The organism is Coprobacter fastidiosus (genome assembly GCF_982245605.1).
Genome location: NZ_CEVCIF010000064.1, coordinates 1 through 13,759, shown reverse-complemented (window position 1 = coordinate 13,759; position 13,759 = coordinate 1). Strand labels below are relative to the sequence as shown.

Below are 13,759 nucleotides of genomic sequence, written 5' to 3'. Positions count from 1 at the left end.
ACATTTTGTGTATGAATTAGTTGGCTAATTTTATGCTATTTACTGAATCTCCCTAAATCGAGGAATAAGTAATGATCGTTTGGGTATGGTTGTGATTCGTAGAGAACAGATTCTTGAAATTATTGAAAATAAAATTTGATTATTGATTGATGACATGTATTGTATGACAGGCGACAATTCCGGCTGTCTCGGTACGTAAACGGCTGTTCCCCAGTGATATGGGTAAAAATCCGTTTTCGATTGCAAGTTCTACCTCTTCCGGGCTGAAATCTCCTTCCGGACCGATCAGTATAAGAGCATTATTTCCCGGTATATATCTTTGTTTTAACAAAATCTTGTCGCTTTTTTCATAACAGTGTGCTATGAATTTTTGCCCCTCAAAAGGACGAGTCACGAATTCCTTAAACGTCGTCATGCCGTTCAATTGAGGTAATGTCGCTTTTATAGATTGTTTCATTGCCGATACCAATATTTTTTCGATCCGTTCGGTTTTCACCTCTTTACGTTCCGAAAAACGGCAGCGGAGCAGGGTAATGGCATTTATACCTATTTCGGTACACTTTTCGGCAAACCATTCGATTCTGTCCATATTTTTAGTAGGGGCAATGGCTATATGTATTTTAATGGGACAGGAGCTTAGCGCTTGAATTTCTTCAACGATTTTTACACCGCATCGTTTGTGATGTGCGAGTGTGATAATTGCCTTATAAAATGTGCCTTTTCCGTCTGTGAGCATAATTTCAGTTCCTTCGGAGAGCCGGAGTACCTTTATACAATGTTGGGATTCTTCTTCAGGTAATTCTTTGACGGATTTGATGTCCGGAGTATAAAATATGTGCATGAGTTGTATTTTTTTATGATTATCCAATGATCATTCCAACAATTGTGGCAGACATGCAAGAAGCTAAAGTTCCGCATATCATAGCTAAAAATCCGTATCGGGTTAATGTCTTTCGCTGGTCGGGCGCTAATACGCCTATACCTCCGATTTGCATTCCGATAGAGCTGATGTTAGCAAAACCGCACAATGCGAATGTCGTTATAATTATCGATTTTTCTTGAATAAATGTTCCTGCATTTTTCAGTATGTTCAGATCGGCATAGGCGACAAATTCGTTTAATACGATTTTTGTCCCCAATAGGCTTCCCACATATCCGGTGTCGGCATTGCAAACCCCCATGATCCATGCTATGGGGGTAAATATCCATCCGATAAGAGTCTGAAAATTAAATATAACAGGATGCCCTGCCATTTCGGATAACCATTGGTTTAATCCTGTATAGTGTCCTATAAGGTCTCCCAACAGATAATTGAGTAAAGCAACCATAGCTATGAATACGAGGAGTAATGCTGCAACCGTTACGGCAAGTTTTAGCCCTTCTATAGCGCCGTTTGAAATAGCGTCCAATATGTTTTTCCCTGCTTTATCTCGGGGAATAGAAGCTTCAATATGAGAAAGCGATTCGGTTTGGGGAATTATAATTTTAGAAAAAACGATAGCTCCCGGTGCTGTCATAACAGAAGCTGTAATGAGATATTTGGCAAATTGCAGACGTGCGGTAGGATCATCACCTCCCAACATTCCGATATATGCCGCCATAACACCTCCGGATATTGTCGCCATCCCGACACTCATTACGAGAAACATCTCGGATCGATTCATAGAAGGAAGATACCGTTTTACCAATATAGGAGCTTCGCACATGCCTAAAAATATATTTCCGGCTACGGTGAGCCCTTCTGATCCGGACAGTCGGAATATTTTACGGATGCACCAGCCGACTCCTTGTACGATTCGCTGTATAATGTTTAGATAATAAAGCAAACTGATAAGCGCAGAGAAAAAAATGAGTGTTGGGAGTACTTGAAAGATAAAAATGTATCCGACTTTGGATGTGTCGAGTAAACCTCCCGCAAGAAATGCTGTCCCTTGTCTGGTAAATTCGAGAATTTTTACAAATATTTTTCCAAGAAATTCAAAAAAAATTTGAAGGGCAGGAATATATAGCATCCCGAATGCCAATAAAATCTGAAGAGAAAGTCCTGTAACGACAATTTTCCAGTCTATTTTTTTTCGGTCCTTGCTTAATAGCCAAGCGATAAAAAGCAGAACGCACATTCCGAGTATTCCTCGTAGTACGGATGTTAATGTAAGTCCTTGTGCAGGAGTTATATACATATTGAATAAGATATTAATGATACCGGCAATATAAAAGAATTATTTATATTGCCGGTAAATTTATTAAATATTCATCCTTATAGAAAAAGATTTTATTCAAATTCTTTTGGATTATGCTTATATTTAAATACGATAGCAAATATAATTGCTACGAGCAGAGCATAGGAGGCGAAAACATACCAAGCAGATTGCCACTCGCTTACTTGCGGAATATTGCTGTTGAAATCTACAAAATAATTTACTACGGCTTGAGCTCCGAGAGTACCTATTGTTGCTCCGAATCCGTTAGTCATGATGACAAACAGTCCTTGTGCACTGGAACGGATCGATATATCGGTTTCTTTATCGACATATAAAGATCCTGATATGTTGAAAAAGTCGAAAGCGACACCGTAAACAATCATGGAGAGAATAAACATCCATACTCCGTCTCCGGGATTTCCGAGTCCGAATAGTCCGAACCGGAGTACCCATGCCAACATGGCAATTAACATTACCCGTTTAATCCCGAATCGTCGCAGAACAAATGGTATCAATAAGATACATAAAGTTTCTGAAATCTGAGATAGTGAAATTAATATGTTTGCATGTTGTACGCCGAATGTGTCGGCATATTCGGGAATAGAACCGAAACTGCTGATATATGGGTTTGCGAACCCGTTAGTTATCTGCAATGAAACCCCTAATAACATCGAGAAAATGAAAAAGATTGCCATCTTCCTTTGTTTGAACAAAGTAAATGCTCGTAATCCTAAAGCCTCGACCAATGATTTGGTGTTATCCCCTTTACTTGTCGGACAAGCAGGCAGGGTCAGAGCGTATAATGCATATACAACACCGATAAGGGCACATGCAAAGAATTGTCCGTATGTGTCTTGCAATCCCAAAAGATCGACTGTCCACATAGAGCAGATGAAGCCGATTGTACCGAAAATCCGGATGGGAGGGAAATTTTTTATAGTGTCCAATTTTGCTTTGTCGAGTGCGGTATATGCAACGGAGTTGGAAAGGGCTAATGTCGGCATATAAAAAGCTACACTTAGCGAATATAGTGTAAATAAAATCGGAAATTCGACATTTGTTCCATAACTCATTCCGTAATATCCTGCTGCGGCCATGAATGAAGCAGCGAGAAAATGGCTTAGACTCAATAGCTTCTGTGCCGGTATCCAACGATCGGCAATGATACCGAGTATTGCAGGCATAAATAGGGATACAATACCCTGCATTGCATAATACATTCCGATATGTGATGCTTGGTTAATACTTACGAGGTAACTTCCCATAGATGTAAGGTATGCCCCCCAAACAGCGAATTGCAGGAAGTTCATTATGATTAAGCGAAGTTTCACGTTCATAGCACTATTTTTTATGAAATTTAGTGTAGTTAATTGTTTTTCAGGTAAAAATCCGGTCTTGTAAACCGGGATTATTCCGGTATAGGCGGACAATTATCGTACAAAACTAATAAATATTTATTACTAACCTTGTTTCTGTTCCCGTTTTTTTAGTTCTTGTTGAATAAGGGCTGCTTTTTCGTATGCTTCCATACGGACGGCTTCTTCCAAACGTTCTTTTAACTCTTTTGTCGAATAGTCGTTGAGATGTTTACGTTTGACTGTTTTTGTTTCTTCTTTCTTTTTTTCTTTGGGTTCTTCCTGAAATATAATGCCGGCTTCGTTGATAATTTTTTCTGTAGTATAAATGGGTGATTGGGTACGCAAAGCAATAGCAATAGCATCAGATGTTCGTGAATCTATTCTGATTTGGCGAGTTCCGTCATCGAAAAGCAATTCAGATGAGAAAACTCCGTCTTCATAGTGATAGACGAAAACTTCACGCAATCGAATTCCGAATCCTTGAGCGAAACTGGCAAACAGATCGTGAGTCATGGGACGAGGAGGAGTTAAATGTTCGAGTCGTATGGCAATAGACTGAGCTTCGGCAGTACCTATTATGATGGGAATACGCCGGTCTCCGTTTTCTTCTGCCAGTACGAGAGCATAAGCTCCATTTTGTATTTGGCTATATGTAATACCCATAACTTTGAGTTTTACCCGGTCATCCATGTTTGTTTGTTTTACTGTTTTATATAAGCAAATATAAATAATTTATTTGTGGATATGAAAACTTTTTTATCGAATGTTCTGTATTGAAAAATGACTGGAGGTATTGTCGATTTATCTTTTGTAAGGTTATCGTGTTTTGTTTATATTTGTAGTTTCGATAGATAATTAAAAAGGGAGATTATTATGTTCTGGGAATTTGTATTAAGATTGTTTGTTGCTGGAATCCTTGGTGCTATTATCGGACTTGAGCGAGAGTATCGGGCAAAGGAAGCCGGATTTAGGACACATTTTCTTGTTTCTTTGGGCAGTGCCCTTATTATGATTGTATCTCAATATGGTTTTCAGAATGTCTTAGGAATGCCGTCGATGAGCCTTGATCCGAGTCGTGTGGCTGCTCAAGTTGTTACTGGTATAGGTTTTATAGGGGCTGGCACGATAATTATACAGCGGCAGTTTGTGCGGGGACTGACTACTGCTGCCGGAATATGGGTTGCATCGGGCATAGGTTTAGCAATTGGTGGCGGAATGTATGGTGTAGGAATTGTGGCGACCTTTTTTACATTATTGGGATTAGAATTGTTGACGGTATTGTTTAAACGTATCGGTTTGCATAGTTCTTTTGTGCAGTTTTCTACCGGACAGCAAGAAAATTTGCAGAAGATAACCAATATGATAGCTCATTCCGAAGGTCGTATAACGAATTATTCGGCCCGTAAAGAATTTCAAGGAGATCGTCAGGTTTATTGTGTCAGTATGGTAATTAAAACTCGGGATAACGATAAAGAGGGAGATATTTTTACTTTTATCCAGAACCTTCCTGATTTGATGATTGAAAAAATAGAATGATTTTCAGGGTTTGCCTAAATCTTCGAATCCCTTATTTTGTTTCATCACTGTTTTGTTCTAACCACCAGTCGATCATTTTGCGTGCCAGACTTAATTTGTGAGGAAGTTCCGGTAAGTTATCTCGTGTATAAAATGCACCTGAGCTAAGTTCATCATCTTGCAGTTCGATTTTCCCACTTTCATAATCGGCTATGAATCCGACCATTAATCCACTTGGATAAGGCCATGACTGGCTACCGAAATAAGAAATGTTCTTAATCTTTAACTGAGTTTCTTCCATGACTTCTCTGGCGACACACTCTTCGAGATTTTCTCCGGTTTCCAGAAATCCGGCAACCAGACTATTGAATGTCCCTTTGAAATTACGTGCGTGAACTAATAAGATAGAATTTGCTTTTCGAATCAATACCAATATTGCTGTTGAAATGGCAGGGTATAATTCTTTCCCACAAGAAGGACATCGTTTCGTTATGTCATTCTTTAGTTTCATTAAGTTTCCGCATACCGGACAGAACCGGCTGTTTTTGTCCCAATGGAGAATTTCAAAGGCTTTTCCGGCAGTTTTATATGATTCTTGCGGTAGATAATCATAAGATGATCGTAAACCGATCCATTCATATTGTTCCGAGACAGAAATAGGTTTTGTCACTCTGAATGTTTTGGCTTGATGCCCTGGTACAGGTACATTTAAAACAGGAATATCCATTTCTCTTTTTATCGGAGACTCTGGTGCATAGGGTATTTGGTATTTTCCGTTTTTTTTCTCAATTAGTAATTGATCGTTATAAAAGATGAACCAGTATATTTTTTCGTTTGACATAATATGAGTGTTCATTGCTGATTTTCGATTTTGTCGTAAAGTTACGTATTATTATGCAACATTGTATGGGTTATGATTGTTATCGATAGATATAAGTCTGACGAGATTATTTTATCGGAAAATTTAAACAGGCTTTAAGTAAAAGAAAATTATTATGAAAAAAGTTGTAGATAGAGCTTCTTCAAGGGGCTATTTTGATCATGGTTGGTTAAAGACATACCACACTTTCAGTTTTGCAGATTATTATAATCCTACGAGGGTGCATTTCGGAGCATTACGTGTTTTGAATGACGATTGGGTTGCTCCTTCACAAGGATTTGGAGCGCATCCGCATAAAAATATGGAGGTTGTGTCTATTCCTTTGAAAGGAAAACTTCGTCATGGAGACAGTGTTGCAAATACCCGGACAATTACTCCGGGAGATGTTCAGGTAATGAGTACCGGAAGCGGAATTTTGCATAGCGAATATAACGGTAGCGATAAAGAGCCCGTAGAATTTTTGCAAATATGGGTATTTCCGGATAGAGAAAATACACCTCCGGAGTATAATAATTATAATATCAGAGGATTATTGAAAAAAAATGAATTGGCTCTGTTTATATCACCAGACGGTAGCACTCCGGCCTCTATTTTGCAGAATGCATGGTTTTCTATGGGAAAATTCGATGCAGGAAAGATTATTGATTATAAAATACATGATAAAAATATGGGTGTTTATATTTTTATTATTGAGGGGAAAATCGAGGTTGCAGAAGAGATTCTTTCGAAAAGAGACGGCATCGGAATTTGGGATGTTTCTGATCTAAAGATAAATATTATAGAACACTCTGATCTTTTATTAATAGAAGTGCCGATGATATCGTGATCTGAGAAATTGGATATTTTATATAAAAAAATATCCATAAGAATTGCATGAAAAGTCCATCTAAAAAAAGGTGTAAAGGTGGTTTTAGTTGTACATGTTGTTAATAAATAAGTGTTTAAAAAATGTGTTTGTTGAGGTTTTCGACAATCCATTGAGCCCGCTTTACCGGTATTAGACGAGGAACGATGATTGTTTGGTATCCAAATTCTTCATATACGTTTTTTAGGGTATGATATGTGCGTTCAGCTTCTTTGAAGTCTTGCTTCCGTTCGGTATCATTCGTATAAATTTCTTCCCATGGGGGAAATAAAAAGACTTTCGGATTATATCTATATTCGTGTGCCGCTTTTTTTAGTGAAGTAGCTATGGGAATATTTATTAATCGGCAGTAACCTAAAATGTCGAGTATGCCTCTGTCAAAGAAACATGTTTTTTGTACATGAACAAGTTCTTCGAAATCGGTGATCGCATGCAAAAACATTAGTCGTGCATAACGGGAGACGTTATTCCATGGGACGGTATCTCCTAGGCTTTTTATTTGTTTTTGAATGATATTTCTTCCAGTTTCTTCGACGGTCAGGTACCCCATATCTGATAATAGCTTGAGCACGGTCGATTTTCCACTACCTGGTCCTCCTGTAAGAATATAAAAATTAAGATTTTCCATTTGCATTATAAATTAAGTTTATGATTTTATTTTTGCCTTACAAAGTTCTTCTTCATAAAAATTCTGATATTATTTTTGTCTTTAAAATAATGTCTATCGAATTCGAAGATGAATAAAAATGAATTTATTATCGGTGTTTATGATATTATAAAGGAAATACCTCGGGGAAGTGTTGTGACATATGGTCAGGTAGCCCGACTATTGGGAAAGCCTCAGTGTTCTCGTATGGTGGGGCAGGCGATGTCTCGAGCTCCGAAAGAATTGCATCCATTTTGTCATCGGGTAATAAACAGTCAGGGACGGCTAGTTCCCGGCTGGGAAGAACAACGGAATTTACTTGAAAAAGAGGGTATAACTTTCAAAAAAAATGGTTGTGTAGATTTGAAAAAGCATAATTGGAGAGAAGTAGCAATATTGCCTAAAATGTGAAAGTTATAAACTATCGTTTTTTTGAAATAAAAATAAATGTCTGATTTGTATTTTTTTATCAGAAAATTATACGGGCTGTAAGAGAAAAGAAGAACTTGACAGAGAAAAAATAATTAGAAATGTCCCCCGGAAATATTGTATTTAATTCCCGGGGAACATTTCAAATTATAAAGTCACCCCGGACTTGAAAATAGCGATTTCCCGGAATCCGTTCAATTCATTGTTTACACGCCTACCGCTTGCGACATCGATAACAAAACGAATAAATCGTTCGGCAATATCATCCATAAGATCGTTTTCAACAAGCGATCCGGCGTTAAAATCGATCCATTTCGGTTTGTTTACAGCCAACTTACTATTAGTTGAGATTTTCATAGTCGGGACAAAAGAACCGAAAGGCGTTCCTCTTCCCGTAGTAAAAAGCACCAACTGGCAGCCTGCAGAAGCTAAAGCCGTAGCAGCCACCAAATCATTCCCCGGAGCACTTAAAAGATTCAGCCCCTTGGAATGAATACGCTCTCCATACATCAAAACATCCTTTACCGCCGATTTTCCGCATTTCTGAGTACACCCCAGCGACTTTTCCTCAAGAGTAGATATGCCTCCCGCCTTGTTTCCCGGTGACGGGTTCTCATAAACAGGTTGATTATTAGCCAAAAAATAGTCCTTAAAATCATTGATAAGATGTACCGTTTTATCGAATAACTCAGGCGTCTCGCAACGGTTCATTAAAATCGTTTCAGCGCCGAACATCTCAGGCACTTCGGTAAGAACAGATGTACCTCCCTGAGCAACCAGAAAATCAGAAAATACCCCCAAAAGAGGATTCGCCGTAATACCGGAAAATCCGTCTGATCCGCCGCACTTCAACCCAACTTTCAGTTCGCTTAAAGGAACTTCCACTCTTGCATCCTGAGAAGCGATATCGTATAATTGTCTCAAGATGTTCATGCCTTCCTCATATTCATCATCAACCTTCTGACACTCCATAAAGCGAATGCGCTCGGCATCATACTCCCCCAACAAATCCTTAAAAGCACTTAATTGATTATTCTCACAGCCCAACCCGACGACCAGTACTGCGCCGGCATTCGGGTGCAGTACCATATCTCGTAATATTTTGCGTGTATTCTCATGATCATTTCCCAGTTGAGAACATCCATAATTATGAGGAAAGGCAACTATTGCATCTACATTTACCTCCCCGGTCTCCCGGCGGAGAGAATCAGCCAATCGGTTAACAATCCCGTTGACACATCCGACCGTAGGAATCACCCATATTTCATTCCGGATACCGACCTCACCGGTTTTACGACGATACCCCATAAAAGAAAGATTCCTGTTCGGAATATTCAGTTCCGCCAACTTAGGAGAATACGAATACTCCAGTACCCCCTCCAGATTCGTTTTGATATTCCTTTCATTGACCCAAGCACCTTTAGTGATTGCACAACGAGCATGCCCGATAGCATATCCGTATTTAATAATATCCTCGTTCTCGGCAAAATCTTTAAGTGCTACTTTATGACCGGCCGGAATATCTTCTTGTAGGAAAATCTCCTTTCCATCCACCGAGATACACACCCCCTTCTTCAAGGGATCTATGGCCACGGCAACATTATCATCCGGATTTATTTTTAAAAATTTCAATCCCATATTTAAAGAATAGATTTAACAGATTCAATCATGCCCTTATCTTGAATCATTTGGAGATATTCGGACAACTTTTCGGTCAATCCCGGAATCAGATTTAAATCCTCCCCCCAGATAAATTCAGCACCTAACACCCCCTTAGCTACCTCCATAGGACATCCGTCAGCCCAAAGATTTTTCAATAAGTCTATAATCTCTTGGTCATCCTTAAGTACGATCTCGTCATTCCCCCGTTTTCCGCCTTTGTAATAGGTAACGATACCGGCTAAGCCTAAAACCAGACCCGAAGGCAATTCCTTTTTTCGTTCCAGGAAAATTTTCAATCCCGGCAAATCCCGAGTTTTAAACTTCGGAAAAGAATTAAGCATGATGCTGGTTACGAAATGTTTGACAAAAGGATTACGAAACCGTTCCATAACAGCATCGGCAAATAGAATCAACTCCTCCTTCGGAAGATCAAGAGTCTCAAGTAACTCACCATACATTACTTTTTTTACAAACTGTCCGATGACCGGATCTTCACAACATTCTTTTACGGTATTCAGTCCCGCCAAATATCCCACTGGAGACAAAACCGTATGAGGTCCGTTCAGCAAAGTAACTTTCCGATCATGATAAGGTTTTTCGCTCGGAACAAATAATACATTCAAACCAGCTTTGTCTGCCGGAAATTCTCTCTCTACCGTTTCCGGAGCTTCGATAACCCATAAATGAAAAATCTCACCTTTAACAACCAACTTATCATCCAGTCCGATCCGGTCGAGAATTTGACCGATTGTATCGCGCGGATAACCCGGAACAATACGATCCACAAGCGTACAGTAAACGCCGCAGGCGGTATCGAACCAATGTTTAAAATCCTCCCCGAGATTCCATAGCTCGATATATTGATCGATACACTTTTTCAACACCTTTCCGTTATCGAAAATCAGTTCGCACGGAAAAATAATCAACCCCTTATCCATTGCACCATTAAACACTTTGAAACGATGGAACAGAAGTTGCGTCAATTTTCCCGGATAAGATTTAGCCGGCGCATCCTCCAGTTTACAAGAAGGATCAAAAGCGATTCCGGCCTCGGTAGTATTGGAAATGACGAAACGCATCTCAGGATTTTCGGCCAATTTCAAAAACTCATTATATTGCGCATAAGGATTCAATCCCCGGCTCACCACATCGATCAACTGGATGCTGTCCACTTCTTTACCGTTCTGTAACCCCTGTAAATTAACATGATATAAACCATCCTGTTCATTAAGCATATTGACCATGCCGTTTTCGAGAGGTTGAATGATAACAACGCTGCTATTGAATTCAGCCTTTTGATTCATGTTGTAAATGATCCAATCGACAAAAGCCCGTAAAAAATTGCCTTCACCGAATTGGATGATTCGTTCAGGATACTTGTTCGCTTGGACGTTGGTTCTGTTGAGCTGTTTCATAAGATAAAATTATTAGGTTGATATTAATTAATTTATATTGATTGAAAATCAAGGTAGAAGTCGATATTTTCACTTGTCAGAATATCTATCGGCATGAAATTTTTTCGTTTTATTTCATTTTTGAATATTTTATATTCACATAAGGCTTTCATCCCTCTATAACTTTGGATTTCGGGACGTTGGGCTAACAGATAATTGACTTTCCCCGATTTCAGGGCTTTGACATTTTTTTGTAGTAGGTCATATCCTATAAATTTTATACCTGAGATATTCATTTTCTCCAGATATTCCGTAATCAGATATACTTTTGAGTTGAATGTTATCGCTTCTCGTATATGGGGATGCTGTTTGAAAAAATCTTTTATAATTTTTAGATTGCGGGTATGATCTTGAGCATATATTTTAATAGAAAACAACTTGGCTGTAGGAAGATGTTCTTCTATATACCGTTTGAATCCATTTATTCGTAGTTCTGTTTGGTTAGAACCTTTATTCCCGGATCTGTAAACTTGGAAGATCGCAATTTCCGAGTTTGGAGAAGCATCGCTTAATAATAATTTGGCAGCAAGATAACCGCTTTGTAAAGAATCCATTCCGAAATAGGCAAGAGAATGTATTTCTTCCATATCCGAATCGATAAGAACGTATGGAATTTCTTGAATCTCTAATTGTTTTGCTAATGAAATGGACTGCTCTTTAAATATCGGGGCAAGTAAAACAGCATCCGGAGTCAGCTTTAGGACTGTTTCTATTGCTTTTTCGAACGATGTGCTGTCATATTGATTGAAAAATATCTGTTCTACAGAGATATTTAAGTCCAGAAACTCATGTGCTGCTTGATCTACTCCTTTTTTTATATCGCTCCAATATTCTCCCTCGTTAGATTCCGGTAATAATGTAACAAATGTGTATCTTTTTTTTGAAGCGAGAGCTGAAGCATAAATGTTGGGTTGATAATTTATCTCTTTGAGAACTTTTTCAACTTTTTCGCGGCTTTTAGCCGAAACCTCACCTCGGTTGTGCAATACGCGATCGACTGTCCCGGTAGATACATTGGCTAAACGGGCAATATCTTTGATTCGTATTTTATCCGGCAAGCTTTTCATGTTGCTTATATATTGTTATTCGTGCGTGCACACGGTTTATAATTTGTAATTTCATCTGCAAATATACAGAATATTTTTGTGTTTCAAAAAAAAATCGTAATTTCGTGCCCGAACACGGAATTTATTTGATAGGGCTGTGTTTTCAATTTGCTATGTCGTTTTTTGCATTTATACATCATTTAAAAATACTCTATTATGAAAAACTTTATGGATGAAAATTTCTTGTTGCAAACGGAAACTGCACAGAAATTGTATCATGAACATGCGGCAAAAATGCCGATTATCGATTATCATTGCCACTTGATTCCGCAAATGGTTGCAGATGATCATAAGTTCAAATCGTTAACCGAAATTTGGTTGGGTGGAGATCATTATAAATGGCGTGCTATGCGTACCAATGGGGTAGAAGAACGCTATTGTACGGGAAAAGATACTTCTGATTGGGAGAAATTTGAGAAATGGGCAGAAACAGTTCCTTATACAATGCGTAATCCTCTTTATCATTGGACTCATTTAGAATTGAAAACTGCGTTTGGTATCGATAAAGTGCTGAATCCTAAAACTGCCCGTGAAATTTATGACGAATGTAATGCTAAATTAGCTTTGCCCGAATATTCTGCTCGAGGGATGATGCGCCGTTATCGTGTCGAGGTTGTATGTACAACTGATGACCCTGTAGATTCACTTGAATATCATATTAAAACTCGCGAAAGTGGCTTTGAGATTAAAATGCTTCCGACTTGGCGTCCAGATAAAGCTATGGCGGTAGAGATTCCTGCAGATTTTCGTGCTTATATAGAGAAATTGTCAGAAGTAAGCGGTATTGCAATTTCTACTTTTGACGATATGATTGCCGCATTGCGTAAACGCCATGATTTTTTTGCGGAACAGGGTTGTAAACTTTCAGATCATGGTATAGAAGAATTTTATGCTGAAGACTATACTGATGCAGAAATCAAGGCTATTTTCAATAAGGTTTACGGAGGAAAAGAACTGACTCGCGAGGAGATTCTGAAATTCAAATCGGCAATGTTGGTTGAATTTGGTGAAATGGATTATGAAAAGGGGTGGACTCAGCAATTTCATTACGGGGCTATTCGAAATAATAATACAAAAATGTTTAAGTTATTAGGTCCTGACACCGGTTTTGATTCTATCGGAGAATTTACGACAGCTAAAGCAATGTCCAAATTTTTGGATCGTTTAAATACTAAGGGAAAACTGACAAAGACGATTTTATATAATTTAAATCCATGTGCTAATGAGGTGATAGCTACCATGCTGGGAAATTTTCAGGATGGTACTATTCCGGGAAAGATACAGTTCGGCTCCGGATGGTGGTTCCTTGATCAAAAAGATGGTATGGAAAAGCAAATGAATGCTCTTTCTTTGTTAGGATTGTTGAGTCGTTTTGTAGGTATGCTTACCGATTCACGTAGTTTCCTTTCTTATCCTCGTCATGAATATTTCCGTCGTACTTTATGTAATTTGGTGGGTAAAGATGTCGAAAACGGAGAGATTCCTGTTTTAGAGATAGATCGGGTAAATCAGATGATAGAAGATATCAGCTATTATAATGCAAAAAAATTCTTTAATTTTTAATTAATCATATCTATTTGAAAGCTATATGAGCAAAAAAGTAGTCACATTCGGAGAAATCATGTTGCGGTTGGCCACACCGG

General features: G+C 38.5%; 13 protein-coding genes. 4 read left to right on the top strand and 9 right to left on the bottom strand.

The features are described from left to right. Positions 1 to 139 precede the first annotated feature (139 nt). From AC0UMU_RS12860 to AC0UMU_RS12845, 4 genes are all read right to left on the bottom strand, one after another. On the bottom strand, positions 140 to 841 hold the full coding sequence (locus AC0UMU_RS12860) for a 16S rRNA (uracil(1498)-N(3))-methyltransferase (RefSeq protein ID WP_278716034.1): 702 nt from the start codon (positions 839 to 841) through the stop codon (positions 140 to 142). A gap of 19 nt (positions 842 to 860) precedes the next feature. Continuing rightward, on the bottom strand, positions 861 to 2,180 hold the full coding sequence (locus tag AC0UMU_RS12855; RefSeq protein WP_278716036.1) for a NupC/NupG family nucleoside CNT transporter: 1,320 nt from the start codon (positions 2,178 to 2,180) through the stop codon (positions 861 to 863). 92 nt (positions 2,181 to 2,272) lie between these two features. Further along, positions 2,273 to 3,538, bottom strand: a complete 1,266-nt coding sequence (locus AC0UMU_RS12850; protein WP_009319298.1) for an MFS transporter — start codon at positions 3,536 to 3,538, stop codon at positions 2,273 to 2,275. Positions 3,539 to 3,661: 123 nt separating this feature from the next. Then, positions 3,662 to 4,249: a bifunctional nuclease family protein gene (locus AC0UMU_RS12845; protein ID WP_009319299.1), complete on the bottom strand. Its 588-nt coding sequence runs from the start codon at positions 4,247 to 4,249 to the stop codon at positions 3,662 to 3,664. Positions 4,250 to 4,432: 183 nt separating this feature from the next. Between AC0UMU_RS12845 and AC0UMU_RS12840 the strand changes: the two genes are divergently transcribed. Continuing rightward, the gene (locus tag AC0UMU_RS12840; protein ID WP_022390441.1) at positions 4,433 to 5,095 is read left to right on the top strand and encodes an MgtC/SapB family protein; all 663 of its coding nucleotides are present in this window, start codon (positions 4,433 to 4,435) and stop codon (positions 5,093 to 5,095) included. A 31-nt stretch (positions 5,096 to 5,126) separates the two neighbouring features. On the opposite strand, the gene nudC is transcribed toward AC0UMU_RS12840, so the two are convergent. Beyond that, positions 5,127 to 5,930 (bottom strand): NAD(+) diphosphatase, encoded by an 804-nt coding sequence (nudC, locus tag AC0UMU_RS12835; protein ID WP_278716041.1) that lies wholly within the window; start codon positions 5,928 to 5,930, stop codon positions 5,127 to 5,129. A gap of 139 nt (positions 5,931 to 6,069) precedes the next feature. Between nudC and AC0UMU_RS12830 the strand changes: the two genes are divergently transcribed. Then, complete coding sequence (locus tag AC0UMU_RS12830; protein WP_122303555.1) at positions 6,070 to 6,780, top strand: pirin family protein; 711 nt, start codon at positions 6,070 to 6,072, stop codon at positions 6,778 to 6,780. Positions 6,781 to 6,895: 115 nt separating this feature from the next. Here the strand turns inward: AC0UMU_RS12830 and AC0UMU_RS12825 are convergent, their stop codons facing one another. Further along, a complete protein-coding gene (locus tag AC0UMU_RS12825; protein WP_473979949.1) occupies positions 6,896 to 7,447 on the bottom strand; it encodes an AAA family ATPase in 552 nt (183 codons plus the stop codon). A 108-nt stretch (positions 7,448 to 7,555) separates the two neighbouring features. On the opposite strand from AC0UMU_RS12825, the gene AC0UMU_RS12820 reads away from it, so the two are divergent. After that, positions 7,556 to 7,876 carry an MGMT family protein gene (locus AC0UMU_RS12820; protein ID WP_009319305.1) on the top strand — a complete coding sequence of 107 codons (321 nt, stop codon included), beginning with the start codon at positions 7,556 to 7,558 and terminating at the stop codon, positions 7,874 to 7,876. 165 nt (positions 7,877 to 8,041) lie between these two features. Here AC0UMU_RS12820 and AC0UMU_RS12815 read toward each other — a convergent pair whose 3' ends face one another. Genes AC0UMU_RS12815 through AC0UMU_RS12805 form a run of 3 tightly spaced genes read right to left on the bottom strand, consistent with a single transcriptional unit; the run spans position 8,042 to position 12,077 of the window. Continuing rightward, positions 8,042 to 9,532: a UxaA family hydrolase gene (locus tag AC0UMU_RS12815; protein WP_278716042.1), complete on the bottom strand. Its 1,491-nt coding sequence runs from the start codon at positions 9,530 to 9,532 to the stop codon at positions 8,042 to 8,044. A gap of 2 nt (positions 9,533 to 9,534) precedes the next feature. Continuing rightward, positions 9,535 to 10,971, bottom strand: a complete 1,437-nt coding sequence (locus AC0UMU_RS12810; RefSeq protein ID WP_278716045.1) for a tagaturonate reductase — start codon at positions 10,969 to 10,971, stop codon at positions 9,535 to 9,537. Positions 10,972 to 11,003: 32 nt separating this feature from the next. Beyond that, positions 11,004 to 12,077 carry a LacI family DNA-binding transcriptional regulator gene (locus tag AC0UMU_RS12805; protein WP_009319308.1) on the bottom strand — a complete coding sequence of 358 codons (1,074 nt, stop codon included), beginning with the start codon at positions 12,075 to 12,077 and terminating at the stop codon, positions 11,004 to 11,006. A gap of 195 nt (positions 12,078 to 12,272) precedes the next feature. Here AC0UMU_RS12805 and uxaC point away from each other — a divergent pair, with 195 nt between their 5' ends. Further along, positions 12,273 to 13,679 carry a glucuronate isomerase gene (gene uxaC / locus AC0UMU_RS12800; RefSeq protein WP_278716048.1) on the top strand — a complete coding sequence of 469 codons (1,407 nt, stop codon included), beginning with the start codon at positions 12,273 to 12,275 and terminating at the stop codon, positions 13,677 to 13,679. Positions 13,680 to 13,759: the final 80 nt, after the last annotated feature.

Bases quoted from the DNA above. Each gene is read 5' to 3' on its own strand.
- AC0UMU_RS12840 (WP_022390441.1), top strand. From the start codon at position 4,433: ATGTTCTGGGAATTTGTATTAAGATTGTTTGTTGCTGGAATCCTTGGT.
- AC0UMU_RS12855 (WP_278716036.1), bottom strand. From the start codon at position 2,180: ATGTATATAACTCCTGCACAAGGACTTACATTAACATCCGTACTACGA.
- AC0UMU_RS12850 (WP_009319298.1), bottom strand. From the start codon at position 3,538: ATGAACGTGAAACTTCGCTTAATCATAATGAACTTCCTGCAATTCGCT.
- AC0UMU_RS12815 (WP_278716042.1), bottom strand. From the start codon at position 9,532: ATGGGATTGAAATTTTTAAAAATAAATCCGGATGATAATGTTGCCGTG.
- AC0UMU_RS12845 (WP_009319299.1), bottom strand. From the start codon at position 4,249: ATGGATGACCGGGTAAAACTCAAAGTTATGGGTATTACATATAGCCAA.
- AC0UMU_RS12825 (WP_473979949.1), bottom strand. From the start codon at position 7,447: ATGGAAAATCTTAATTTTTATATTCTTACAGGAGGACCAGGTAGTGGA.
- AC0UMU_RS12860 (WP_278716034.1), bottom strand. From the start codon at position 841: ATGCACATATTTTATACTCCGGACATCAAATCCGTCAAAGAATTACCT.
- AC0UMU_RS12830 (WP_122303555.1), top strand. From the start codon at position 6,070: ATGAAAAAAGTTGTAGATAGAGCTTCTTCAAGGGGCTATTTTGATCAT.
- AC0UMU_RS12820 (WP_009319305.1), top strand. From the start codon at position 7,556: ATGAATAAAAATGAATTTATTATCGGTGTTTATGATATTATAAAGGAA.
- nudC (WP_278716041.1), bottom strand. From the start codon at position 5,930: ATGAACACTCATATTATGTCAAACGAAAAAATATACTGGTTCATCTTT.
- uxaC (WP_278716048.1), top strand. From the start codon at position 12,273: ATGAAAAACTTTATGGATGAAAATTTCTTGTTGCAAACGGAAACTGCA.
- AC0UMU_RS12805 (WP_009319308.1), bottom strand. From the start codon at position 12,077: ATGAAAAGCTTGCCGGATAAAATACGAATCAAAGATATTGCCCGTTTA.
- AC0UMU_RS12810 (WP_278716045.1), bottom strand. From the start codon at position 10,971: ATGAAACAGCTCAACAGAACCAACGTCCAAGCGAACAAGTATCCTGAA.